A 22038-nucleotide genomic window follows, 5' to 3' on the forward strand; every position below is an offset into this window, starting at 1 on the left:
GCGCTGCGATACAGTGCCTCTGCCCGGCACGCTTCCTGCTGACCGTGGCGAACCGGAGGCCCGAGCGACATCATGATCAGCTTCTTCGATTCCATCAGCCAGCAACTGGCGGGCGGCCGGCGCGGCCAGGGCCGCCCCACGCGCACGCGCCTGTATCAATGCACGTGCGGGCAGCCGGTGTTCTTCGACAACACCGAATGCCTGAACTGCCACAACCAGCTGGGCTACGACCCCGAGCGCGGCCGCGTGGTGGCGCTGGCCCCGGGGAACAAGCCCGACACCTGGCGCCCGGCCAACCGCCAGCGCGGCAAGGCATACAAACGCTGCGCCAACTACGCCAGCCCGGCGCTGTGCAACTGGCTGGTGCCGGCGGACTCGCCCGACACCTTGTGCGTGGCTTGTGCACTGAACCGCACCATCCCCAATCTGTCGGAAGGCGACAATGGCCTCCTTTGGTTCAAGGTGGAAGCCGCCAAGCGCCGCCTGGTCGCGCAGTTGCTGACGCTGAGCCTGCCCGTGCAGCGCGCCGAGGAGCAGGGCGACGGCGGCGTGATGTTCGATTTCCTGGCGCCAGACGCCGACGGCAAGCCGCCCATGACGGGGCACGCCAGCGGCCTGATCACGCTGAACATCCTGGAAGCCGACGACGCCTACCGCGTGCGCGTGCGCGAGCAGATGCACGAGCCCTACCGCACGCTGGTCGGCCACTTCCGCCATGAGATCGGCCACTATTACTGGGACCGCCTGGTGGCCGGCACCACCTGGCTGGACAGCTTCCGCCAGGTGTTCGGCGACGAACGCGCCGACTATGGCGAAGCCCTGAAGGTGCACTACGACCAGGGTCCGCCGCCCGACTGGGACACGCGCTTCATCAGCACGTATGCCTCGTCGCATCCCTGGGAAGACTGGGCCGAGACCTGGGCCCACTACCTGCACATGATGGACACGCTGGACACCGCGCTGAGCTTCGGGGTGGGCCGCAACACCGTGGAACTGCCCTACGATCCGTTCACGGTGGATGCGCTGTACGACCCCACCGACCCGGGTGGCGAACAGTTCCTCGGCCTGGTCAACGCGTGGGTCGAACTGACCGGCGTGATGAACGAATTGGCGCGCAGCATGGGGCAACGCGACTTCTACCCCTTCGTGCTGCCCACCGCGGTGGTGGGCAAGCTGCAGTTCGTGCATCGGGTGGTGAAGGCGGCGCCGTCGGCCGCCAGCACGGTGGCGGCCATCCCCGCAGCGCCTGAACCATCGGTGTCCGATCCTTCAATGCCGGATCCGTCCGCGCAGCATCAGGCCGCGCCGTATCAAGCCATGCCCGACCAACCCGCCACCGATTTTTCCCAGTCACCCAGCGTGACCTGATTTCGCGGCGGGCAAACCTTCGGGACCTGTGCAGGGCGGACCGGCCCGCCCGGCACAGTGACACCCGCGCAACAACGTCACGCCAAAGCAGCCCCTTGTGCCTAAAATGGCCGCACTTTTCCGCCCCGCTTCCGTGCCGCCATGACTTACTGCGTCGCCGCCCGCCTGAACTCCGGCCTGGTCTTCCTGTCCGACTCCCGCACCAACGCCGGGGTGGACCAGATCAGCGTCTATCGCAAGATGAAGGTCTTCGAGCAACCCGGCGAACGCGTCATGGTGCTGATGACCTCGGGCAACCTGGCCATCAGCCAGGCGGTGCTGAGCACGCTGGCGCAGTGCGACGCCAGCCATCCCGATTCGCTATGGCAGGCGCCCACGATGTTCGAAGCCGCGCGCCGCGTGGGCCTGGCCGTGCGCGAGGTCCACAAGCGCGACGCCGAGGCCCTGTCCGACCAGGGCGTCGAGTTCAACGTGCACCTCATCTTCGGCGGACAGATCGGCAACGAGCCCTGCCGCCTGTTCCAGGTCTATGCGGCGGGCAACTTCATCGAGGCCAGCCCCGAGTGCCCGTATTTCCAGATCGGCGAATCCAAGTACGGCAAGCCCATCATGGACCGCGTGCTCGACCCCGAGACCTCGCTGGACGAGGCCGCCAAGTGCGTGCTGATCTCGATGGACTCCACGCTGCGCTCGAACATCTCGGTCGGCCTGCCGCTGGACCTGCTGGTGTACGAGACGGACGCGCTGCGCGTCACGCACTTCGCCAACATCGACGAAGACAACGAATACTTCGACATGATCCGCTCGACCTGGGGCGACCGCCTGCGCCAGGTGTTCGCCGAGATTCCCGATCCCGCCTGGACGGCCCCCAACGGCCCCGATTCGCTGGCCCCGGCCGGCCGCGTGCACCAGCCGGTGCGCGTGGCGCCCGCCGCCCAATCCGATACGGCGTACCAGGCGCCGCAGGTGCTGGCGCAGGACGACGCGGGCAGCCCGCAGGTGCAGTAGCCCGCTCCTGTCGATCTCACGATGGCCCGCTTCCGTGCGGGCACCGTCGGCTCGCGTATTCCGGCAGGCCTCCCCATGCGGGCCTGCCCGCGCTGTCCACCACGCGGCCTGATCTGCATAGTCGTTTTCCCCGATTATCCAGAACCGAAGACGGGCTTCGACAGGTTCGAATTCCGCGCGGCCACGCCTTTCCCTAGACTTGACGCAGCGCCACACGGCCGCGTGATCGCGGCGCGCCGTGCTTCCGGCCAAGATCAACAACAGGAGCGAGACATGGGCTTTCCCTTCCGCGGCGCAGCTTTGCGCGCCGCATTGCTGGCCGCCGGCTGCGCCGCCTTCTTCCAGGCATCCGCGCAAACCAGCTACCCCAATCACCCCATCACGCTCGTGGTGCCCTTCGCCGCGGGCGGCCCGACCGACGTCGTGGCGCGCACGCTGGGCGCCTCCATGTCCAAGACGCTGGGCCAGCCCATCGTGGTGGAAAACCGCACCGGCGCGGGCGGCACCCTGGCCGCCAGCTACGTCTCCAAGGCGGCGCCCGACGGCTACACCTTCCTGATCCATCACAACGGCATGGCCACCGCGCCCGCCCTGTACCGCAAGCTGGCGTACAACCCGCTGACCGACTTCGACTACGTGGGCCAGGTGGCCGACGTGCCCATGACGCTGCTGGGCCGCAAGGACCTGCCGCCCAACGATATGCCCGCCTTCATCGCCTACGCCAAGAAGCAGGGCGACAAGCTGAACCTGGCCAACGCGGGCCTGGGCGCGGTGTCGCAACTGTGCGGCATGTTGCTGCAGGAAGCGCTGGGCACGCAGTTCACCACGGTGCCCTACTCCGGCACGGCCCCGGCGCTGACCGCCCTGCTGGGCGGCCAGGTCGACGTGCTGTGCGACCAGACCACGCAGACCATCCCACACATCCAGGCGGGCAAGGTCCGCTTCTACGGCGTCACCACGCTGGAGCGCATCAAGGCCCTGCCCGACGCCCCCACGCTGACCGAGCAAGGCATCAAGGGCTTCGAAATGAAGGTCTGGCATGGCGTCTACGCCCCCAAGGGCACGCCCGCGCCGGTCATCGCCAAGTTCAACGAAGCCCTGCGCACGGCCCTGAAGGATCCCCCCTTCGCCACGCGCATGGCCGACCTGGGCGCCGAGATCGTCCCGGCCGAGAAGCAGACTCCGCAAGGCTTGCAGACCTGGCTGAAGTCGGAAATCGACAAATGGGGCCCGCTGATCCGCAAGGCGGGGGTGTACGCGGACTGAGGTCCTGAACCGGGCGCGGTTCAGCGTCTTGCGCCGCTTCGGAAGCAGGTTGCGTTTTGTACAAGGCCGACGTTGGGTGATTGCCCGCGTCGGCTTTGTGCGTCTTGGCTGTGCGTGGACCATCTGGTGCTTGCGGCATCGCTCTGTGTTCTTCTGACCGCCACAGCCGTACCTGCGAAGTCTCGTCCTCGCGCTACCGCGCTGCGGGCGCGACTTCTCCGGCACGCCTGCGGCTACCCGCAACGCAATGCGGCGATCGACACCCTGGGCCATCGTGGAAACGATCGCGCAATCCTGGGCCGGCCAAACTCAAGAACTCAAACCCACCACTCCCCAGGCTGCCCGCTGGAAGAACCAGAGGTTTTGCTGCCGCTGGTATTGAGACACCTTGAGTCGGAGGCATGACGGAGAGTTCGCGCCCGCAGCGCGGCAGCGCGAGGACGAGAATTCGCAGTCGTGCCTCCGACGCTCAAGAACTCAAATCCCCCAAACAAACCAACGCCCACCCCACGGACACCGCCCCTGTCGCAAATACCCCGTCAAGGCAAAGAGTCCACCGATATATGGATTCCACGTATTGACAACTTGAACAAACAAAGAGCGTTTAGGGAGACTGTCAGCTTCCATCGATAGACTCCCCTCACGAGAAAATATATTGCATGCTAATAATTTACATGCAACATATATCGCGTACTCCACCGTCCCCATGCGCACCGGTGTAGCGCCCGACCGACCGGCGAAAGCCCCCTCCGCCTGCCTGCTGTAACGCTTCCCTGTTGCCATAACCACCAAGATTGGTTGTCTATCCCATGTGGAAGTCCAAACGGCAAATCCTCAAGTATTCCTGTGCTCTGCTCCTGCTGGCGGCCGGTCCGCTGGCATCGGCGGCCGACGCGCCCGCTCAGGCCAGCCAGCAGGAGATCCTGGACAGCAAGTATCTTTCCATCGCGGCTGACTGCGTCGCCTGTCACACCGCAAAGGGCGGCGAACCCTTTGCCGGCGGCTACGCCATCGACTCGCCCATGGGCCGGATCTGGTCGACCAACATCACGCCCTCCAAGCCGTTCGGCATCGGCAACTACACCGAGCAGGACTTCGCCCGCGCCCTGCGCGAAGGCATCGCGCGCGACGGCCACCATCTGTACCCGGCCATGCCGTACACCTCGTACGCGCAGCTGACCGACCAGGACGTCTCGGCGCTGTACGCCTACTTCATGAACGACGTGAAGGCCGTGGAAAAGGCGGCGCCCGAGACCCGCCTGCCTTTCCCGTTCAACGTGCGCGCCTCGATGGCGGGCTGGAACCTGATCTACAACACGGGCAAGCCCTTCGCGCCCGACGCGTCGAAGTCGCAGGAAATCAACCGCGGCAACTACCTGGCCAACGCGCTGGCGCACTGCGCCGAGTGCCACACGCCGCGCACCGCGCTGATGGGCGCCGACACCTCGCTGCCCCTGGCCGGCGGCCCGCTGGGCGCTTGGTACGCGCCCAACATCACGTCCGACAAGACCGCCGGCATCGGCGGCTGGACCGACCAGGAGCTGTACCAATACCTGCGCGAAGGCCACGCCGAAGGCCGCGGCCAGGCGGCCGGCCCCATGGCCGAGGCCGTCGAGAACAGCCTGCAGTTCCTGACCGACGCCGACCTGCACGCCATCGTGGCCTACCTGAAGGACACGACGCCCATCAAGACGGCCAACGAGCCGTCGCGCGACAGCTTCGGCAAGGCGTCTGACGCCGAGACCCGGATGCGCGGCAACATGGTGCAGGACGCGAACCCGGGCTGGAAGGTCTATACGGCCACCTGCGCGACCTGCCACGGCGCGCGCGGCGAAGGCACCACGTCTTATCCCTCGCTGTATCACAACAGCGCCGTCGGCGCCGCGCGCCCCGACAATCTGATCGCCACGATCCTGTACGGCGTGCACCGCAAGATCGAAGGCCAGAGCGACATCGAGATGCCCGGCTTCGGTCCGCAGGCGTCCTACACCGAGCGCCTGACCGACCAGCAGATCGCCGACGTCAGCAACTACGTGCTGGCCAGCTTCGGCCAGCCGGGCCAGAAGCCCGTCACGGCGCAGGACGTCGCCACCTCGCGCGCCGGCGGACCCGCCTCGCCGCTGCTGGGCATCGCGCGCATCGGCGTGCCGGTGGCCGCCGTGGCCGTGCTGCTCATCCTGATCCTGCTGATTGCCCGCCGCCGTCGTTCGCACAAGAAGGCCTGAACCATGAAAGATTTCACTCAGAACGGGTTCGCCGAGGGCGACACCCCGATCAACACCCAGCGCCGCGCGCTGGTCAAGTACACCATCGCCTGGAGCGTGCTGGGCGGCGCCCTGGCCAGCGTGCCGGTGCGCCGGCTGATGGCCGCCGCAGCGCCCGCTGAAACCGGCGGCGCCGCATCGGCCGAGGCCGCGGCCTTCCTGCAGGCCTCGCGCTTCCTCACCGCGAAGGAAGTCAGCCCGATGATGGCGCAACGCTGCTACGACGCACTGAAAAAGCGCATGCCCGACCTGGACCAGGTCGCGGCCTCGGTCAACAAGCTGGTGGCCGACAGGCAGCTGCACCACGTGGACGACTACCTGGCGCTGCAGGACGTGGACAAGGCCTTGGATACCAAGGCCAAGGGCATCATCCAGGCCCTGTACCTGGGCGTGGTCGGCCAGGACGAGAAGGCCGAACTGTTCGCCTACGAAGAAGCGCTGATGTACGACCCGACCCGGGACATCCTGGTCGTGCCGACGTACGGGCGCGGCCCCAACAGCTGGGGTCCGAAGCCCGTGTCCGTCACTGTCAAGGTTGAAAAATAATGGACTACGATACTGATCTGCTGGTCATTGGTTCCGGCGTGATGGGCTCCGTGCTCGCCGCGCGCGTCGCGAAAGCCGGAAAATCCGTCACCATCCTCGAAGCCGGCCCGCGCGTCACGCGCAGCGAGATCGTCGAGCGTTTCCGCAACGCCCCGATCAAGCTGTCGCTGACCAACATCAAGCTGCAAGGCGCGGGCTCGCCCTTCCCGAATCCGCCGCACATCCCCTCCACCTACGGCGACTACCTGCAGCAAAGCGGCCCGGTGAAGTACCCGACCAAATACCTGCGCGTGGTCGGCGGCACCACCTGGCACTTCGGCTCGGCGCTGTGGCGCATGATCCCCAACGACTTCAAGATCCAGACGCTGTACGGCCAGGGCCGCGACTGGCCCATGACGTACGACGAGCTGGAGCCCTACTACAACGAGGCCGAGGAAGAGCTGGGCGTGTCCGGCGTGAACGGCCAGGACGAAGGCGGCTGGGGCCGCGGCGAGCAGTTTCCACCACGCTCCAAGCCCTTCCCCATGGAAGGCCTGCCGATTCCCTACTTCCAGCAGCGCCTGGCCGAGCAGTTGAAAGTCGGCGGCTACCACCCGATCTACGAACCGAACGGCCGAGCCACCCGCGCCTACAAGGATCGTCCGATCTGCTCGGGCAACAACAACTGCAACCCGGTCTGTCCCAGCGGCGCCAAGTACGACGGCACGCGTCACGTCGACGAGGCCGAGCGCCACGGCGCGCGCGTGCTGGACAACTGCGTGGTCTACAAGATCGAAGCCGATGACCGCGGCAAGATCGTGGCCGTGCGCTACAAGAAGCCGGACGGCTCGGAACACCGCATGACGGCGCGCTATTTCGTGCTGGCCGCCTACGGCATCGAAAGTCCCAAGCTGCTTCTGATGTCGACCTCGGAGAAGTACCCGAACGGCATCGCCAACTCGTCGGACCAGGTCGGCCGCAACCTGATGGGCCACACCGGCATCGCCATGAATGTGATGGCGTCCGAAGACCTGTGGCCCGGCCAGGGCCCCACCGAACTGCTGGTCTACATGAACTACCGCGACGGCGAGTTCCGCAAGACCATCCCCAGCTACAAGACCAAGCTGCGCAACACGGTGGCCACGTCGTCGATCGCCGACGGCCTGATGAAGAAGGGCGTCTACGGCTCGAAGCTGAACGAAGAGATCCGCACCATCTCGGCGCGCTCGCTGAACTTCGCGGTGGACTTCGAGACGAACCCGCTGCCGCAGAACCGCGTGACGCCCAGCAAGACCAAGCGTGACGCGCTGGGCCTGCCGCTGCCCGAGATCTACTACAGCGTGGACGACTACTGGAACGCGGGCCGCGACTTCGCGGTGAAGGATCTGCAAAAGATGGCGGCGCTCATCAACGGCCGCATCGACAAGATGGACACCAACCACCAGGATCGCCAGCACATCATGGGCACGACGATCATGGGCGCGGATCCGAAGACCTCGGTGGTGGACAAGGACGGCCGCGCGCATGACCACGACAACCTGTTCATCGTGGGCACGAACGTGATGCCGGCGATGGGGTGCGTGAATCCGACGCTGACGGGCGTGGCGGTGACGCTGCGGACGACGGATGTGCTGCTCAAGGAGATCTGATCTTCTCAGTGGTGAGGATTTGAGTTCTTGAGTCGCCCCGGTCCGTCCGCAGTGCCGCACCGGCCAAGTCGTCGGGCTCGGGCGCGCCACCTGGCGCCCTCGGTCCCCTTCGGGGACTGCCCCTTCTCCAATTGGCCAGCGCGGCACTGCGGACGAACCGGGGCTGGCGTCTAAGTGGACTCCATCGTCTTAAAAAGAATAGGCCGGTGGATCCACGATGCTTTGTGTTTTCTACAGCCGACGACATAATTGCGACCAATGCCGCCGATCTCTCGTTGATCACCGACACACTGGATGAAGACCACCTCGTCTACTAAGACCGCCAAAGGAGCATTAGCAGTGCTTTAAACACGGAAGTTTGTCGGGGTAATTCTGAATCCTTGCCAACGTGAGCAAGGAAAAGTCAGGCCCTGCTGGTGCTATCGCCGGACATCCTGAATCACAAGCCGGATTGGAATCTCGTCACCGTCGTGCCCCTGACCTCCAAGGGCACGGCCAATGCCCTACGGACTCCCACCCTGGCTGGCGGCCGAGCGGGCTTTGCGCAGATTGCGCAGATCCGAACCATCGACAAGAGTCGGCTGGGCACACGGGTCGACACGCTGGACCCGCAAACGCTCGACACCATACTGGTCCAGATGCGAAGGTTCTTTTCCTGATCCGAAATACGTGAAGACCCCCTGAACACCGGGCGTCTTCGTAGGCCTGTCAACGACCCAGCGCCTTCCAGATACCCAGCGGCGCTTCCGCCGAGTTCAGGGTGTAGAAATGCAGGCCCGGGGCGCCGCCCTCCAGCAGCGTTTCGCACAGCCGGGTGACGACTTCGACGCCGAAGGCTCGGATGGAAGCCTTGTCGTCGCCGTATTCGGCCAGGCGCAGGCGGATCCAGCGCGGCACTTCGGCGCCGCACATTTCAGAGAAGCGCAGCAACTGGCTGTGGTTCGTGATGGGCATGATGCCCGGCACGATGGGGAGGGTGACGCCCTTCTCCTGTGCGCGGTCGACGAAGTCGAAGTACGAGTCCGCGTTGAAGAAGTACTGCGTGATGGCTGCATCCGCGCCGGCATTCACCTTGTCCACGAAGTGCTGCAGGTCGGCTTTCACCGAGCCCGACTGCGGGTGCATCTCGGGGTAGGCGGCCACTTCGATGTGGAACCAGTCGCCGGTTTCGGCGCGGATGAATTCGACCAGGTCGCGCGCGTAGCGCAGCTCGCCGGCGTCGCCGCCCATGCCGGACGGCAGGTCGCCGCGCAGCGCCACGACGCGGCGCACGCCCTCGTCGCGGTAGGCCTGCAGGATTTCGCGCAGTTGATCGCGCGAGGCGCCCACGCACGACAGGTGGGGCGCCGCGTCGCAGCCGAGGTTGCGCAGCGTGCGCACGGTGTCGGCGGTGCCGGCGCGGGTGGAGCCGCCCGCGCCGAAGGTGACGCTGACGTAGCGCGGCTGGATGGCCAGCATCTGCTTGGCCGCGCGCACCAGGCGTTCCTGCGCCGCGAGGTCTCGCGGCGGGAAGAACTCCAGGCTGAAGGCAGGGGTGGTGTGGTCGTTCATCAGGAAGGAATCAACTTGGAGAGCAGGCCGGCGATGATGCTGTAGAGGATTGCGCCCGCCACCGCCCACCAGAAACCGTTGACCTGGAAGCCGCGCAGGATGGAGCCGGCGAACCAGAACAGCAGGGCATTGAGCACGATCAGGAACAGACCCAGCGTGACGATGGTGATGGGCAGCGTCAGCAACGTCAGCACCGGCTTGACCAGCATGTTGAGCAGGCCCAGCACCACGGCCGCGATCAGCGCCGAGCCGAAGCTCGCCACCGTGACGCCCGGCAGCAGATAGGCCACCGCCAACAGCGCGACGGCATTCAGGATCCAGACGAGTATCAAGGTCATCATGAGCGGGCTCCAATCATCGGAAGAACGCCCGCGCCGGACATGGCGCGGGTACGTTCCCCTATTTTGCTACAGGAAGGCTGCCGATCAGTAACGGTAGTGGTTCGACTTGAAAGGACCTTCTACCGACACGCCGATGTAGTCGGCCTGTTCCTTGCTCAGCGTGGTCAGGTTCACGCCCAGCTTCTTCAGGTGCAGGCGCGCCACCTTCTCGTCCAGGTGCTTGGGCAGCACATAGACCTGGCCGCTGGTGTAGGCCTCGTTGCGCGTGAACAGTTCGATCTGAGCGATGGTCTGGTTGGCGAACGACGACGACATCACGAACGAAGGGTGGCCGGTGGCGCAACCCAGGTTCACCAGGCGGCCCTTGGCCAGCAGGATGATGCGCTTGCCGTCCGGGAAAATCACGTGGTCGACCTGCGGCTTGATCTCTTCCCACTGCAGGTTTTCGATGCCGGCGACGTCGATTTCGTTGTCGAAGTGGCCGATGTTGCAGACGATGGCCTGGTCCTTCATCGCGTCCATGTGGGCGCGCGTGATGACGTTGTAGTTGCCGGTGGCGGTGACGAAGATGTCGGCGTGCTTGGCGGCCTCGTCCATCGTGACGACCTTGAAGCCTTCCATGGCGGCCTGCAGGGCGCAGATCGGGTCGATTTCGGTGACCCACACCTGGGCGCGCAGGGCGACCAGCGCCTGGGCGCAACCCTTGCCCACGTCGCCGTAGCCGGCGACCACGGCGATCTTGCCGGCGACCATCACGTCGGTGGCGCGCTTGATGCCGTCGACCAGCGATTCGCGGCAGCCGTAGAGGTTGTCGAACTTGGACTTGGTGACCGAGTCGTTGACGTTGATGGCGGCGAAGGCCAGCTCACCCTTCTGCGACATCTGGTACAGGCGATGCACGCCGGTGGTGGTTTCTTCGGTCACGCCCTTGATCTGCGCCAGGCGGGTCGAGTACCACTTCGGATCGCGTTGCAGCGTTTCCTTGATGGAGGCGAACAGCACACGCTCTTCTTCGCTGCCCGGCTTGGCCAGCACCGAGATGTCGCTCTCGGCCTTGGTGCCCAGGTGCAGCAGCAGGGTCGCGTCGCCGCCATCGTCCAGGATCATGTTGGCCTGCTCGCCCGGCCACTCGAAGATGGCGTGGGTGTACTTCCAGTAGTCTTCCAGCGTTTCGCCCTTGACGGCGAACACGGGCGTGCCGGTCGCGGCGATGGCGGCGGCGGCGTGGTCCTGCGTCGAGAAGATGTTGCACGATGCCCAGCGCACATCGGCGCCCAGGGCCACCAGCGTCTCGATCAGCACACCGGTCTGGATGGTCATGTGCAGGCTGCCGGCGATGCGCGCGCCCTTCAGGGGCTGGCTGGCGGCGAACTCTTCGCGGATGGCCATCAGGCCGGGCATTTCGGTTTCGGCGATGGCCAGCTCGCGGCGGCCCCAGCCAGCCAGCGACATGTCGGCGACGATGGCGTCGACGGGCTTTTCAGTGATTGCGTTCATGGTGTATCGGCTCCAGAGATTTCGAACGGCGCGCAACCGGCCGAACGAGTGGAACACCCTGGATAGATAGGTGCCCACCTTGCCGTCCGATGCGACAGAGGTGAGCGCCGTTGCTGCGGCGCTGCACGGGGGCAACGCCTGAACAAGGTTTCCTGAGCCTGGCGAACCGCGCGGCGCAGAGGCCGCGGAGGAAGTCGTCGCAGCGCTCCTCAGGAATCGGGACGTATTGTAAACGCGGCGCGGCAGCCTCGGCAAAAGAGGTCGCCGCGCCGCGCCCGTCAGCCTGGCCGCCCTCGAAGGGCGGCGGCGAAACACCGGTCGTCAGGCGGCGCTTTGCGGCTTGGGTTCGGAAAACACCGTGGCCGGCGTCAGCGGCACGAAGGCCGACAGCAGGTCGTGGGCGATGGCGTCCCAGGTGCGCGTGACGGCGTGCTCGCGCACGGCGCCGCGGTCCAGCTCCAGCGCGCTGCGGCAGGCGCGCGCCAGGTCGTCGTCCAGGCAGCCGGTCAGGCCCTGCTGCACCACGGCGATGGGCGCCTCACTGCGGAAAGCCGCCACCGGCGTGCCGCAGGCCATGGCTTCCAGCATCACCAGGCCGAAGGTGTCGGTCAGGCTGGGGAACACGAACACATCGGCGGCCGAGTAGTACTTCGGCAGCATCTCGTCGGGCTGCGCGCCGGCGAAATGCGCGTCCGGAAACTTGCGGCGCAGGCGCGCCTCGTCGGGACCGGCCCCCACCACCACCTTGCTGCCGGGCAGGTCCAGCTCCAGGAAGGCATCCAGGTTCTTTTCCTTGGCCACGCGGCCCACGCACAGGAAGATCGGGCGCGGCAGGTCGGCCAGGAAATCACGCGGACCCGGCTGGAACTTCTTGCCGTCCACGCCGCGAGACCACACGCGCAGATTGGTCAGGCCACGGCTGGCGACGATGTCGCGCACGGTGGGCGTGGGCACCAGCACGCACTGCGACGGACGATGGAACCAGCGCATGAAACGCCACGGCAGCGAGGCCGGAATGCCCATGCGCGCTTCGAGATAGTCGGGGAACATGGTGTGGAACCCCGTGGTGAAACGCCAGCCGCGGCGCAGCGCCATGCGGCGCGCGGCCAGGCCCAGCGGGCCTTCGGTGGCGATGTGCAGCACGTCGGGCACCACGTCGCCCAGCAGGCGGCGCAACTGGCGGCCGGGTTGCAGGCACAGGCGCAGATCGGGTTCGGACGGCGCGGGAACGGTGCGTCCGCCCTCGGGACTGACCACGATGACTTCGTGACCCCATTCGCGCAGCAATTGCAGCATCGTGGTCCAGGTGCGGACCACCCCGTTTACCTGAGGACGCCATGCGTCCGTGACGAGAACGATCTGCATGGCAGAGCCCCGGCAATGAACAATCCCGGCATTTAGCCTGGGTTACATGACATGTCTAAGACAAGGTTTACGCGTACTCGGACCACGCGGGCAAGGCCCTTACCCGCGCCTTGGATAGCCCTGCGATTTGATGCGCGCCCAGATGACACGCTTCTCTTCGTCGTCCAGGAAGACCCAGTTGGCGACTTCCATGGCCGTGCGCCCGCACCCGCGGCAGACCTCGTCGAACAGCGTCGAGCAGATCGCCACGCAGGGAGAATCGGTGGGCGTGAGGGCGCGGGACGAGGCGTCGGCGGCGTCCTCGGGAGAGAAAACGTCAGGCATCCTGGCAGCTTACCACCGGGGTTGCGGCCCTTATTACAAAGCCCTACCCGCCGCGCGTCTACGGCGAATAGGGCTTGCCTCTGCCGCGGCAGTTCGACGGGTTTACTGCGGACCCAGCTTGTCGATCAGGGCCTTCAGTTGTTCCATCTCTTCGCCCGTCAGGTCGGTCAGCGGCGCGCGGACCGGGCCGGCATCGTGGCCGACCAGCTTGGCGCCGGCCTTGACGATGCTGACGGCGTAACCCTTGCGGCGGTTGCGGATGTCCAGGTAGGGCAGGAAGAACGAGTCCAGCAGACGGCCGGTGGTGTCGGTGTCGCCCGTCGACACGGCCCGGAAGAACTCGACGGCAGTCTTGGGGATGAAGTTGAACACGGCCGACGAGTACACCGGCACGCCCAGCGCGCGGTAGGCCTCGGCGTAGACCTCGGCGGTGGGCAGGCCGCCCAGGTACGAGAAGCGATCGCCCAGCTTGCGGCGGATGCGGACCATCTTCTCGATGTCGCCCAGGCCGTCCTTGAAGCCGATCAGGTTGGGGTGCTTGTCGGCCAGGCGAGCCAGCGTCTCGGCGTTGAGCTGCGAGTTGGCGCGGGCGTAGAACACCACGCCCAGCCTGGTCGACTGGCAGACCTGCGAGACGTGGGCGGCGATGCCCTCTTCGCTGGCTTCGGTCAGGTAGTGCGGCAGCAACAGCAGGCCGGCGGCGCCAGCGGCTTCGGCTTCCTGGGCCATGGCAATGGCGGTGTTGGTGGGGCCACCCGCGCCCGCCAGGATCGGCACCTGACCGCGCGCGCCCTGCACGGCGGTGCGGATGACGTCGCCGTATTCGCTGCCCGACAGCGAGAACAGTTCGCCCGTGCCGCCAGCGGCGAACAGCGCGCTGGCGCCGTAGGGAGCCAGCCATTCCAGGCGCTGGGCGTAGGTGCGCGCGTTGAAGCGGCCTTCGGCGTCGAAGTCGGTGACGGGGAAGGACAGCAGGCCATCGGACAGGATTTCGCGCAGTTCAAACGGGGTGGTCAATTCAGTCTCCAGGGAAGGATCGGGATTCGGAGGGGTGCCGCGCAAGGGCACGGCGCTGGAATCGGGTGAGACTCGCCGCCTGCTGCCGAAGCGCACTGCAACGATCTGTCAGTCATCATACAACCTAAAAATCAAAAATCCAACGCCTGCCGCGTATCCCTAGGATAGAACGGGGCTTTTGCACAACAAGTTGTACGATCACTTGAAAGCAATGCTTTCAACACGGGCATTTCACCCGTCCATGCCAGCGCCCTTTGAAGGCCGTCCGCTCGCGGGCCAGGATGCGCTACCTGCTCAGCCCCGCCAACCGAAAAATCCGGCCGCCTCGGCCAGCACCGCATCGGGCACTTCCTCGGGCAGGTAATGCGCCGACGGCAACGCCTTGCCCGACACCGACTCGGCCACGGCCGACCACAGGCCGAGCACGTCGAAGTTCCTGCCCACCGCGCCGCGCTCGCCCCACAGCACGCACAGCGGCGCCCTCACCCGCTCGCCGGCCTGTCTGCCCTCGCGGTCATGTTCGAGGTCGATGGTGGCCGACGCGCGGTAGTCCTCGCAGATGCCGGTCGCCCATCCCGGCAATCGCGCGCAACGCGCGTACTCGGCCAATGCCTGGTCGGTGAAATGCGCCAGACCGCCCGGCCGGCCGCCCATGATGGAACGAATGTAGAACTCGCCGTCGCGCTCGATCATGGTCTCGGGCAGCGGCGCCGGCTGGATCAGCCAGAACCAATGGAAATACGCCTGCGCGAAGGCGCGGTTGGTGCCTTCGTACATGTCCAGCGTGGGCGCGATGTCCAGCAGCATCATGCGCTTCACGCTGCCGGCGTGATCCAGCGCCAGGCGATGCGCCACGCGCGCGCCGCGGTCATGCGCCAGCACGTCGTAATGCTCGTGGCCCAGGCCGCGCATCAGTTCGGCCATGTCGCGCGCCATCTCGCGCTTGGAATGCGCCGCGTGATCCGCCGAGGCCGGCGGCTTGGCGCTGTCGCCATAGCCGCGCAGGTCCACGGCCACGCAGGTGCGATGGCGCGTCAGCGTCGGCCACATGCGATGCCAGATCGCGTGCGTCTGCGGATGGCCGTGCAGCAGCAGCATCGGCGGGCCTTCGCCGCCGATACGCGCGGCCAGCTCGATGCCGTTGGCGCGAATCCGTTGCAGGGGCAGATCGAAAAGCGCGGTCATGCGGAAGTCTCCTGAGCCTGGTCGAGCCGGCGGCGCATTTTCGCGGCCACGTCCTGCATCCAGGGATGGCGTTGCCAATGGCCGGCCTCGAAGGCCTCGATGTCGGCCAGCTGCGATAGCGTCGCGCCCACCATGTCCTGGCCCTCGGCGAACATGCGGCGATGCCGTTCGGCCAGGGTGAAACAGGCGCGCCACCCGTCGGCGCCGTGCACCTGTCCCGCCGCCACGTCGATGGCGACGCGATTGCGCGCGGGATCGCCCACCAGGCCCAGCAAGGCATCCACTTCCGCGGGCGCCAGCGTGACCAACAGCAGGCCGTTGTTCATGGCGTTGAAGTAGAAGATCTCGCCATAGCTCGCGGCGATGATGGCGCGGATGCCAGATTGCTGCAAGCCCCACACCGCGTGCTCGCGGCTGGAGCCGCAACCGAAGTTGGGGCCGGTCACCAGGATGCCGGCGTCGCGCCACGCGGGCTGGTTCAACACGAAATCGGCGCGCGGCGCGCCGGTCTCGTCGAAGCGCAGGTCATACAGCAAGCCACGATCCAGGCCGGCCTTGTCGATGATGCGCAGGAACTGCTTGGGCATGATCTGGTCGGTGTCCAGATTGCTGTAGGGCAGCGGCGCGGCCACGGCCTCGATGCGGGCGGAGTCGGTCATGAGAGATCCTCGAAATAGTGTTCGGTCTGGCCTGAAGGCGCTTGGCGGGAGCATGGCGGGCCGCTGTTGCGCGCCAGGCATGGCCCGCCGTACGACGGGCGGTGCGCGCATGTAGGCATGTAGAGCAGGGACGCCCGCGCGGATTGCCGCAACGGCCGTCGTGGCAGGAATACGCGTCCTGACATCCCGGCCTACGCTCGCCCCGGCAACGTCCGCACGTCGACGATGTGTCCCGTCAACGCGGCGGCCGCCGCCATCGCCGGGCTCATCAGGTGCGTGCGGCCGCCGCGCCCCTGGCGTCCCTCGAAATTGCGGTTGGTGGTGGACGCGCACCGCTCGCCGGGCCGCAGCACATCGTCGTTCATCGCCAGGCACATCGAACAGCCCGGCTGGCGCCACTCGAAACCCGCCTCGGCCAGCAGCGCGGCGATGCCCTCTTCCTCGGCCTGCCTGCGCACGGCGCCCGACCCCGGCACCACCATCGCGCGCACGTCTGGCGCCACCTTGCGGCCACGCACCACCTCGGCCACGGCGCGCAGGTCTTCGATACGGCCATTGGTGCACGAGCCGATGAAAACGCGGTCGATCGGCACCCCGGCAATCGGCGTGCCGGGCGCCAGGCCGATGTAGTCCACGGCCTTCTGCAAGGCAATGCGCGCCAGCGCGTCATGCGTTGCGGAAGGATCCGGCACGCAGCCGTCCACCGGCATGGCCTGGTCGGGGCTGGTGCCCCAGGTCACGTACGGCGCGATCGACGCGGCGTCGATGCGATGTTCGATGTCGAAACGCGCATCCGTATCGGAATGCAGCGTCGCCCAGTAGGCGCGCGCCGGCTCGCCGGCCTCGCCGCGCAGATCCGGCGCGTGCGCACAGACGTAGTCCACGGTGGTCGCATCGGGCGCGATCAGCGCGGCGCGCGCGCCGGCTTCCACCGTCATGTTGCACAGGGTCATGCGCGCCTCGGCCGACAAGGCATCGATGGCCGTGCCGCAATACTCCACCGCATGGCCGCGCGCGCCCTGCGCGCCGATGCGATGCACCACGTGGATCACCAGGTCCTTCGCGGTGACGCCCGCGCCCAGCCGGCCATCGACGCGGATGCGCAGATTGCGCGCCACGCGGTACACCAGGGTCTGCGTGGCCAGGATGTGCTCGACCTCTGACGTGCCGATGCCGAAGCCCAGCGCGCCCAGCGCGCCGTAGGTGGTGGTGTGGCTGTCGCCGCACAGCACCACCATGCCCGGCCGGATCATGCCGTGTTCCGGCGCAATCACGTGCTCGATGCCCTGTAGCGGATCGGTGGTGTCGAACAGGGCCACGCCATGTTCGCGGCAATTGCGCTTCAGGTTGGTCGCCTGCAGCGCCGAGGCCTCGTCCTGGATGGTGCGCAGCGCGGCCGGCACGGGATGCGTGGGGATGATGTGATCGACCACCGCCATCTGTTGCCCCGGCCGCAGCGTGTGGCGTCCGCGTGCCGCCAGGCCGCTGAAGGCCTGCGGGCTGGTGTACTCGTTCATGATGTGCAGGTCCACGTACAGCAGCACGTGTTCGGCATCCAGCCGGGCCACGGTATGGCTGGCCACCAGTTTGTCGTAGAGCGTCATGCCGGGCATGGTCGATTCCTTCGTGCAAGCCCGCCGCGCGGCGGGCGGATGTCCATCAATTGGGCGTGATGCCCGCGTCCTTGATGACGCCTGCCCAGCGCGTCAGCTCGCCGGCCACCATCTGGTCGGTCTGCGACGGCGTCGAGATCCAGGCTTCGAAACCTTCCTTGCCCAGCCGCTGCGTCATCGCTGGTGTCCGCAGGGCCTGTGCCAGCCTGGCGTTCAAGGTGTCGACCACCGCCTGCGGCGTGCCCGCGGGCGCGCTGACGACGAACCAGGTATTGAACTCGTAGCCCGGCAGGCCCGACTCGGCGATGGTGGGCACGTCGGGCAACAGGGGCGAACGCGTCTTGCCCGTCACGCCCAGCGCGCGCAGCTTGCCGCCGTCGACCTGCGGCTTGGCCGCCGACAGCACCGGAAAACTCATCTGCACCTGCCCGCTGATGGTGTCCACCATGGCGGGGCCGCCGCCCTTGTAGGGCACGTGCAGGATCTGTGTCTTGGACACCGACTTGAACAGCTCGGCGGCCATGTGGAACGTGCTGCCCGAGCCCGCCGAACCGAAGCTCAATTCGTTGGCGGGCCGCGCGCGCACGTAGGCCAGCAGTTCGGCCACGCTGGATACCGGCAGGCCGTTGGTGACCGTCAGCACGTGCTGCGAAGTGGCCACCGTGCCGACCGAACGCAGGTCTTTCAGCGTGTCGAACGGCATGTCCTTGAACAGCGAGGGATTGATCGCCAGCGACATGGTGTTGATGGCCAGCGTGTAGCCGTCCGGCTTCGCGCGCGCCACGGCGGCCATGCCGATGTTGCCCGAGGCGCCCGCGCGGTTTTCCACCACCACGGTCTGCCCCAGCGACTTGCCCCAGGCATCGGCGATCAGCCGGGCGGCGATGTCGACACTGCCGCCGGGCGCGAACGGCGCGACCAGGGTGATGGAACGCTGCGGAAAGGTCTCGGCCCGCGCGGGCGCGGCGGCCAGTGCAGACACGGCGGCGACGGCACAGGCGGCCAGCGCCGCGATGGAACGTAAAGACGGGAAATCGTGATTCATGCGCTTGTCTCCTCTTGTGGAACCGCCTGTTCTTCGGCGGCTTTGAATGGTCCAAGGCAGTGTATATCCCTGTTCTATTCTTATAATTAATGCCTGGATAAACCTTTATTCAATTGAATTGAATAATCTGCACGCAGAATGCTTCGCATGGACGGCCTTTCCGATCTCGCGTTCTTTTCCCTGCTGGTGCGCCACGGCAACCTGTCCGCCACCGCGCGCGAACTGGGCGTGACGCCGCCCGCGGTCAGCACGCGGCTGGCCAATCTCGAACGGCGCCTGGGCGTGCGCCTCTTGAACCGCACCACGCGGCGGGTCAGCGTCACGCACGAAGGCGAAATCTACCTGGCGGGCGGCGGCCGCATCCTGGCCGAACTGGAGGCGCTGGAACGCAGCGTGTCCAGCACGCGCGCCGAGCCGCGCGGCCTGCTGCGGCTGAACGCCACGTTCGGCTTCGGCCGCGCGCACATCGTGCCGGCCGTGTCGGACTTCGCGCGGCAATATCCCGAGGTCGAGGTGCAGATGCAACTGACGGACCGTCCCATCAACCTGCTGGACGAGCGCTACGACGTCGGCGTGCGCTTCGGCGAGATGCCCGATGCCCGCCTGACCGCGCGCAAGCTGGCCTCGAACCGCCGCCTGCTGTGCGCCTCGCCGGCCTATCTGCGCGCGCACGGCGAGCCCCGCGCGCCGGGCGACCTGACGCGCCATCGCTGCATCGTCCTGCGCGAGGACAATGTGGCCTACGGCACCTGGCACCTGCGCTGCGGCCAGCGCAGCGAAACCGTGAAGGTGCGCGGGGCACTCAGCGCCAACGACGGCCAGAGTGCCCTGCAATGGGCGCTGGACGGCCACGGCATTGTGATGCGTTCGGAATGGGAGACGGCCGCGTATCTGCGCGGCGGCCAGTTGCAGGAAGTGCTGCCCGACTGGGCCACCCCGCCTGCCGACATCTACGCGCTGTACCCCGAACGCCTGAATCTGCCCGCCAAGACCATCGCCTTCGTGGACTTCCTGTCGCAGCGGCTGGCCGGCCACCTGCGCCGCGAAGCGGGCGACGCGGCGTGGTGAACCGAGCGGGTCAGAGCAGGACTTCCAGGCCTTTGCGGGCCACCAGATCAAGCAATTTCAGCGAAGGGCCGTTGGGGTGCTTGTCCCCTCGCTCCCATTTCTGGACCGTGGATGCGCTGGTGTTCAGATAAGCGGCGAACACCGCCTGACTGGCACGATGACGCAAACGCAGCGCCTTGATCTCGGACGCCGTGTAATCGCGCACGGGAGGCAGGATGGACGGATCGAATTCGCGCATGGTCTGCGCGTCGATCAGGCCCACCTCGGCGAAGTCCTGCGCCGTGTCTTGCAACGTCTTCAACAATCGGCTGGCCATTGTTTCTTACCTCGATCAATCTGCCCGCCGCGATGGCCATCAGCAACTGGGAAGACCGCCACCCAACAAGATTCCTGATAACCGCTTCAACGACTGCAGTTCCCGTTCGTCGATATTGTCACGCTCGTTCTTGGCGAAACCATAGATGAAGAAGAAACGGTCATCGCGGCGGTAAGCCAATAATGTCCGTGCTCCACCGCGCTTACCTCGACCAGGCAGAGCCACGCGCTTCTTGATCACATGCCCGCCCAACTCAGCGTCGGCCAGACCCATCCGTATGTCCGCCGCCGCCGCCAGCAAGGCCGAATCCGTCAGTCCTTCCTGGCTGGCCCATTTGGCGAATGGCCTGGTTTTGTAGACACGCATGTCGGATCGCATGAACAGTTGATTATGCCACTTAGTGATATAGATCACTCAAGCATATTCACACTCGCCATGCCGCGACAGCTACCCATTCCGGCAGCTGGACAACGCAATCCACCTCCACGAAACAAAAAGGGCGAACCCGAAGGTCCGCCCCATCGCCCGCCGCGTTTCGCGGCAGGCCATTCATGCTTGCAACATCAAGCGGCGCGCTTGAGCACCTGCACCTTGTCCGTGGCTTCCCACGAGAACTCGGGCTCGCTGCGGCCGAAGTGGCCATAGGCCGCGGTCTTGGCGTAGATCGGGCGCAGCAGGTCCAGCATGTTGACGATGCCCTTCGGACGCAGGTCGAAGTGCTCGCGCACCAGCTTGGCGATCTCGTCGTCGGGAATGACGCCCGTGCCTTCGGTGTAGACCGTGATGTTGATGGGCTCGGCCACGCCGATGGCGTAGCTCACCTGCACCTGGCACTGGCGCGCCAGGCCGGCGGCCACGACGTTCTTGGCCACGTAGCGGGCGGCATAGGCGGCCGAGCGGTCGACCTTCGAGGGATCCTTGCCCGAGAACGCGCCGCCGCCGTGCGGGCAAGCGCCGCCGTACGTGTCGACGATGATCTTGCGGCCGGTCAGGCCGCAATCGCCCTGCGGGCCGCCGATGACGAAACGGCCGGTCGGGTTGACCAGGAACTTGGTCTTGGGGGTGATCAGGCCTTCGGGGAAGCAAGGCTTGATGATTTCCTCGATGACGGCTTCGTGGATCTCGGGCTGCGAGATCTCGGGCGCGTGCTGCGTGGACAGCACCACCGTGTCGACCTCGGCCGGACGGCCGTCGATGTAGCGGAACGTGACCTGCGACTTGGCGTCCGGACGCAGCCACGGCAGGCGGCCGTCCTTGCGCAGTTCGCTCTGGCGCTGCACCAGGCGGTGCGAGTACCAGATCGGAGCGGGCATCAGGTCGGGCGTTTCGTCGCAGGCGTAGCCGAACATCAGGCCCTGGTCGCCAGCGCCCTGGTTCAGGTAGTCCTCGGACGTGCGATCGACGCCCTGGGCGATGTCGGGCGACTGCTTGTCGTAGGCGACCAGCACGGCGCAACCCTTGTAGTCGATGCCGTATTCGGTGTTGTCGTAGCCGATGCGGCGGATCGTGTCGCGCGCGACCTGGATGTAGTCGACGTTGGCGGTCGTGGTGATCTCGCCAGCCAGCACCACCAGACCCGTGTTGCACAGCGTTTCGGCTGCCACGCGGGCGTTGGGATCCTGCTCGAAAATGGCGTCCAGGATGGAATCGGAGATCTGGTCGGCGACCTTGTCCGGGTGACCTTCCGAAACGGATTCGGAGGTGAAGAGGAAATCGTTGTTGGCCACAGGTAATCCTTTATGGCGCCGGTACCGCACCGGCGCTCACACAGGTTGAACGGGCGCGCTGCACCCCGGACCGCAACCTGCAAAGGACTATTGATCTGGGCGCGACGCTTTAGCGGATTTGGCGGGCCCAGCCGAAACGGAACCTGCCGTCGCTCCGCAAGTTGTCGGTTAACTCGGCGACTGCTGGGCATTTTAGGCGAAAATGACAGGTTCATGCTCGCGCGCCTTTTTTACCCGCGCGCGTGCGCCT

21 protein-coding genes and 1 riboswitch are annotated in these 22038 nt (G+C 66.3%); of the genes, 8 read left to right on the plus strand and 13 right to left on the minus strand.

Annotation, left to right across the window (positions count from 1 at the left end; translation table 11 throughout):
• Positions 1-72 precede the first annotated feature (72 nt).
• From A7W11_RS21255 to A7W11_RS21285, 7 genes are all read left to right on the plus strand, one after another.
• A complete protein-coding gene (locus A7W11_RS21255; RefSeq protein WP_066418743.1) occupies positions 73-1368 on the plus strand; it encodes a putative zinc-binding peptidase in 1296 nt (431 codons plus the stop codon).
• A 141-nt stretch (positions 1369-1509) separates the two neighbouring features.
• Positions 1510-2376: a proteasome-type protease gene (locus tag A7W11_RS21260; protein WP_066418745.1), complete on the plus strand. Its 867-nt coding sequence runs from the start codon at positions 1510-1512 to the stop codon at positions 2374-2376.
• Between the two features lie 273 nt (positions 2377-2649).
• Positions 2650-3642 carry a tripartite tricarboxylate transporter substrate binding protein BugD gene (locus A7W11_RS21265; protein WP_066418748.1) on the plus strand — a complete coding sequence of 331 codons (993 nt, stop codon included), beginning with the start codon at positions 2650-2652 and terminating at the stop codon, positions 3640-3642.
• An 809-nt stretch (positions 3643-4451) separates the two neighbouring features.
• On the plus strand, positions 4452-5867 hold the full coding sequence (locus A7W11_RS21270; RefSeq protein ID WP_066418752.1) for a cytochrome c: 1416 nt from the start codon (positions 4452-4454) through the stop codon (positions 5865-5867).
• A 3-nt stretch (positions 5868-5870) separates the two neighbouring features.
• Positions 5871-6452 carry a sugar dehydrogenase complex small subunit gene (locus A7W11_RS21275; RefSeq protein WP_082887404.1) on the plus strand — a complete coding sequence of 194 codons (582 nt, stop codon included), beginning with the start codon at positions 5871-5873 and terminating at the stop codon, positions 6450-6452.
• Positions 6452-8080 carry a GMC family oxidoreductase gene (locus A7W11_RS21280; RefSeq protein ID WP_066418755.1) on the plus strand — a complete coding sequence of 543 codons (1629 nt, stop codon included), beginning with the start codon at positions 6452-6454 and terminating at the stop codon, positions 8078-8080. Before A7W11_RS21275 ends, A7W11_RS21280 begins: the two co-directional genes overlap by 1 nt.
• A 410-nt stretch (positions 8081-8490) precedes the next feature.
• Positions 8491-8739, plus strand: a complete 249-nt coding sequence (locus A7W11_RS21285; RefSeq protein ID WP_082887405.1) for a type II toxin-antitoxin system PemK/MazF family toxin — start codon at positions 8491-8493, stop codon at positions 8737-8739.
• A gap of 49 nt (positions 8740-8788) precedes the next feature.
• Here the strand turns inward: A7W11_RS21285 and metF are convergent, their stop codons facing one another.
• The 10 genes from metF to A7W11_RS21335 form a co-directional block, all read right to left on the minus strand.
• Entirely contained in the window at positions 8789-9631 is an 843-nt protein-coding gene (metF, locus tag A7W11_RS21290) for a methylenetetrahydrofolate reductase [NAD(P)H] (protein WP_066418759.1), read from the minus strand.
• Entirely contained in the window at positions 9631-9969 is a 339-nt protein-coding gene (locus A7W11_RS21295; protein ID WP_066419338.1) for a phage holin family protein, read from the minus strand. The genes metF and A7W11_RS21295 overlap by 1 nt, the downstream gene beginning before the upstream one ends.
• 87 nt (positions 9970-10056) lie before the next feature.
• The gene (gene ahcY, locus A7W11_RS21300) at positions 10057-11469 is read right to left on the minus strand and encodes an adenosylhomocysteinase (protein WP_066418767.1); all 1413 of its coding nucleotides are present in this window, start codon (positions 11467-11469) and stop codon (positions 10057-10059) included.
• A 95-nt stretch (positions 11470-11564) separates the two neighbouring features.
• A riboswitch (S-adenosyl-L-homocysteine riboswitch) is annotated at positions 11565-11686 on the minus strand.
• A gap of 104 nt (positions 11687-11790) precedes the next feature.
• The gene (locus tag A7W11_RS21305; protein ID WP_066418770.1) at positions 11791-12834 is read right to left on the minus strand and encodes a glycosyltransferase family 4 protein; all 1044 of its coding nucleotides are present in this window, start codon (positions 12832-12834) and stop codon (positions 11791-11793) included.
• 99 nt (positions 12835-12933) lie between these two features.
• Positions 12934-13158 (minus strand): DUF1289 domain-containing protein, encoded by a 225-nt coding sequence (locus tag A7W11_RS21310; protein WP_066418773.1) that lies wholly within the window; start codon positions 13156-13158, stop codon positions 12934-12936.
• A 102-nt stretch (positions 13159-13260) separates the two neighbouring features.
• Positions 13261-14175, minus strand: a complete 915-nt coding sequence (gene kdgD, locus A7W11_RS21315; RefSeq protein ID WP_066418776.1) for a 5-dehydro-4-deoxyglucarate dehydratase — start codon at positions 14173-14175, stop codon at positions 13261-13263.
• A gap of 294 nt (positions 14176-14469) precedes the next feature.
• Entirely contained in the window at positions 14470-15360 is an 891-nt protein-coding gene (locus A7W11_RS21320) for an alpha/beta hydrolase (protein ID WP_066418779.1), read from the minus strand.
• On the minus strand, positions 15357-16019 hold the full coding sequence (gene leuD, locus A7W11_RS21325; protein WP_066418784.1) for a 3-isopropylmalate dehydratase small subunit: 663 nt from the start codon (positions 16017-16019) through the stop codon (positions 15357-15359). The genes A7W11_RS21320 and leuD overlap by 4 nt, the downstream gene beginning before the upstream one ends.
• A gap of 191 nt (positions 16020-16210) precedes the next feature.
• Entirely contained in the window at positions 16211-17632 is a 1422-nt protein-coding gene (gene leuC, locus A7W11_RS21330) for a 3-isopropylmalate dehydratase large subunit (protein WP_066418787.1), read from the minus strand.
• A 46-nt stretch (positions 17633-17678) separates the two neighbouring features.
• Positions 17679-18677, minus strand: coding sequence for a tripartite tricarboxylate transporter substrate binding protein (locus A7W11_RS21335; RefSeq protein WP_066418792.1), 999 nt, complete (start codon positions 18675-18677; stop codon positions 17679-17681).
• Positions 18678-18824: 147 nt separating this feature from the next.
• On the opposite strand from A7W11_RS21335, the gene A7W11_RS21340 reads away from it, so the two are divergent.
• Positions 18825-19745 (plus strand): LysR family transcriptional regulator, encoded by a 921-nt coding sequence (locus A7W11_RS21340; RefSeq protein ID WP_066418799.1) that lies wholly within the window; start codon positions 18825-18827, stop codon positions 19743-19745.
• Between the two features lie 10 nt (positions 19746-19755).
• Here A7W11_RS21340 and A7W11_RS21345 read toward each other — a convergent pair whose 3' ends face one another.
• The 3 genes from A7W11_RS21345 to metK form a co-directional block, all read right to left on the minus strand.
• Entirely contained in the window at positions 19756-20061 is a 306-nt protein-coding gene (locus A7W11_RS21345; protein ID WP_066418804.1) for a helix-turn-helix domain-containing protein, read from the minus strand.
• Positions 20062-20100: 39 nt separating this feature from the next.
• The gene (locus A7W11_RS21350) at positions 20101-20475 is read right to left on the minus strand and encodes a type II toxin-antitoxin system RelE/ParE family toxin (protein ID WP_235816936.1); all 375 of its coding nucleotides are present in this window, start codon (positions 20473-20475) and stop codon (positions 20101-20103) included.
• Positions 20476-20624: 149 nt separating this feature from the next.
• Positions 20625-21788, minus strand: a complete 1164-nt coding sequence (metK, locus tag A7W11_RS21355; protein ID WP_066418814.1) for a methionine adenosyltransferase — start codon at positions 21786-21788, stop codon at positions 20625-20627.
• Positions 21789-22038 lie beyond the last annotated feature (250 nt).

It is taken from the genome of Bordetella ansorpii (assembly GCF_900078315.1).
GTDB lineage: Bacteria > Pseudomonadota > Gammaproteobacteria > Burkholderiales > Burkholderiaceae_B > Bordetella > Bordetella ansorpii.

What these genes read in the sequence shown, in the direction of transcription:
- A7W11_RS21255 (WP_066418743.1), top strand. Translation starts at nt 73, where the DNA reads ATGATCAGCTTCTTCGATTCCATCAGCCAGCAACTGGCGGGCGGCCGG.
- A7W11_RS21260 (WP_066418745.1), top strand. Translation starts at nt 1,510, where the DNA reads ATGACTTACTGCGTCGCCGCCCGCCTGAACTCCGGCCTGGTCTTCCTG.
- A7W11_RS21265 (WP_066418748.1), top strand. Translation starts at nt 2,650, where the DNA reads ATGGGCTTTCCCTTCCGCGGCGCAGCTTTGCGCGCCGCATTGCTGGCC.
- A7W11_RS21270 (WP_066418752.1), top strand. Translation starts at nt 4,452, where the DNA reads ATGTGGAAGTCCAAACGGCAAATCCTCAAGTATTCCTGTGCTCTGCTC.
- A7W11_RS21275 (WP_082887404.1), top strand. Translation starts at nt 5,871, where the DNA reads ATGAAAGATTTCACTCAGAACGGGTTCGCCGAGGGCGACACCCCGATC.
- A7W11_RS21280 (WP_066418755.1), top strand. Translation starts at nt 6,452, where the DNA reads ATGGACTACGATACTGATCTGCTGGTCATTGGTTCCGGCGTGATGGGC.
- metF (WP_066418759.1), bottom strand. Translation starts at nt 9,631, where the DNA reads ATGAACGACCACACCACCCCTGCCTTCAGCCTGGAGTTCTTCCCGCCG.
- A7W11_RS21295 (WP_066419338.1), bottom strand. Translation starts at nt 9,969, where the DNA reads ATGACCTTGATACTCGTCTGGATCCTGAATGCCGTCGCGCTGTTGGCG.
- ahcY (WP_066418767.1), bottom strand. Translation starts at nt 11,469, where the DNA reads ATGAACGCAATCACTGAAAAGCCCGTCGACGCCATCGTCGCCGACATG.
- A7W11_RS21305 (WP_066418770.1), bottom strand. Translation starts at nt 12,834, where the DNA reads ATGCAGATCGTTCTCGTCACGGACGCATGGCGTCCTCAGGTAAACGGG.
- A7W11_RS21310 (WP_066418773.1), bottom strand. Translation starts at nt 13,158, where the DNA reads ATGCCTGACGTTTTCTCTCCCGAGGACGCCGCCGACGCCTCGTCCCGC.
- A7W11_RS21320 (WP_066418779.1), bottom strand. Translation starts at nt 15,360, where the DNA reads ATGACCGCGCTTTTCGATCTGCCCCTGCAACGGATTCGCGCCAACGGC.
- leuD (WP_066418784.1), bottom strand. Translation starts at nt 16,019, where the DNA reads ATGACCGACTCCGCCCGCATCGAGGCCGTGGCCGCGCCGCTGCCCTAC.
- leuC (WP_066418787.1), bottom strand. Translation starts at nt 17,632, where the DNA reads ATGCCCGGCATGACGCTCTACGACAAACTGGTGGCCAGCCATACCGTG.
- A7W11_RS21335 (WP_066418792.1), bottom strand. Translation starts at nt 18,677, where the DNA reads ATGAATCACGATTTCCCGTCTTTACGTTCCATCGCGGCGCTGGCCGCC.
- A7W11_RS21340 (WP_066418799.1), top strand. Translation starts at nt 18,825, where the DNA reads ATGGACGGCCTTTCCGATCTCGCGTTCTTTTCCCTGCTGGTGCGCCAC.
- A7W11_RS21345 (WP_066418804.1), bottom strand. Translation starts at nt 20,061, where the DNA reads ATGGCCAGCCGATTGTTGAAGACGTTGCAAGACACGGCGCAGGACTTC.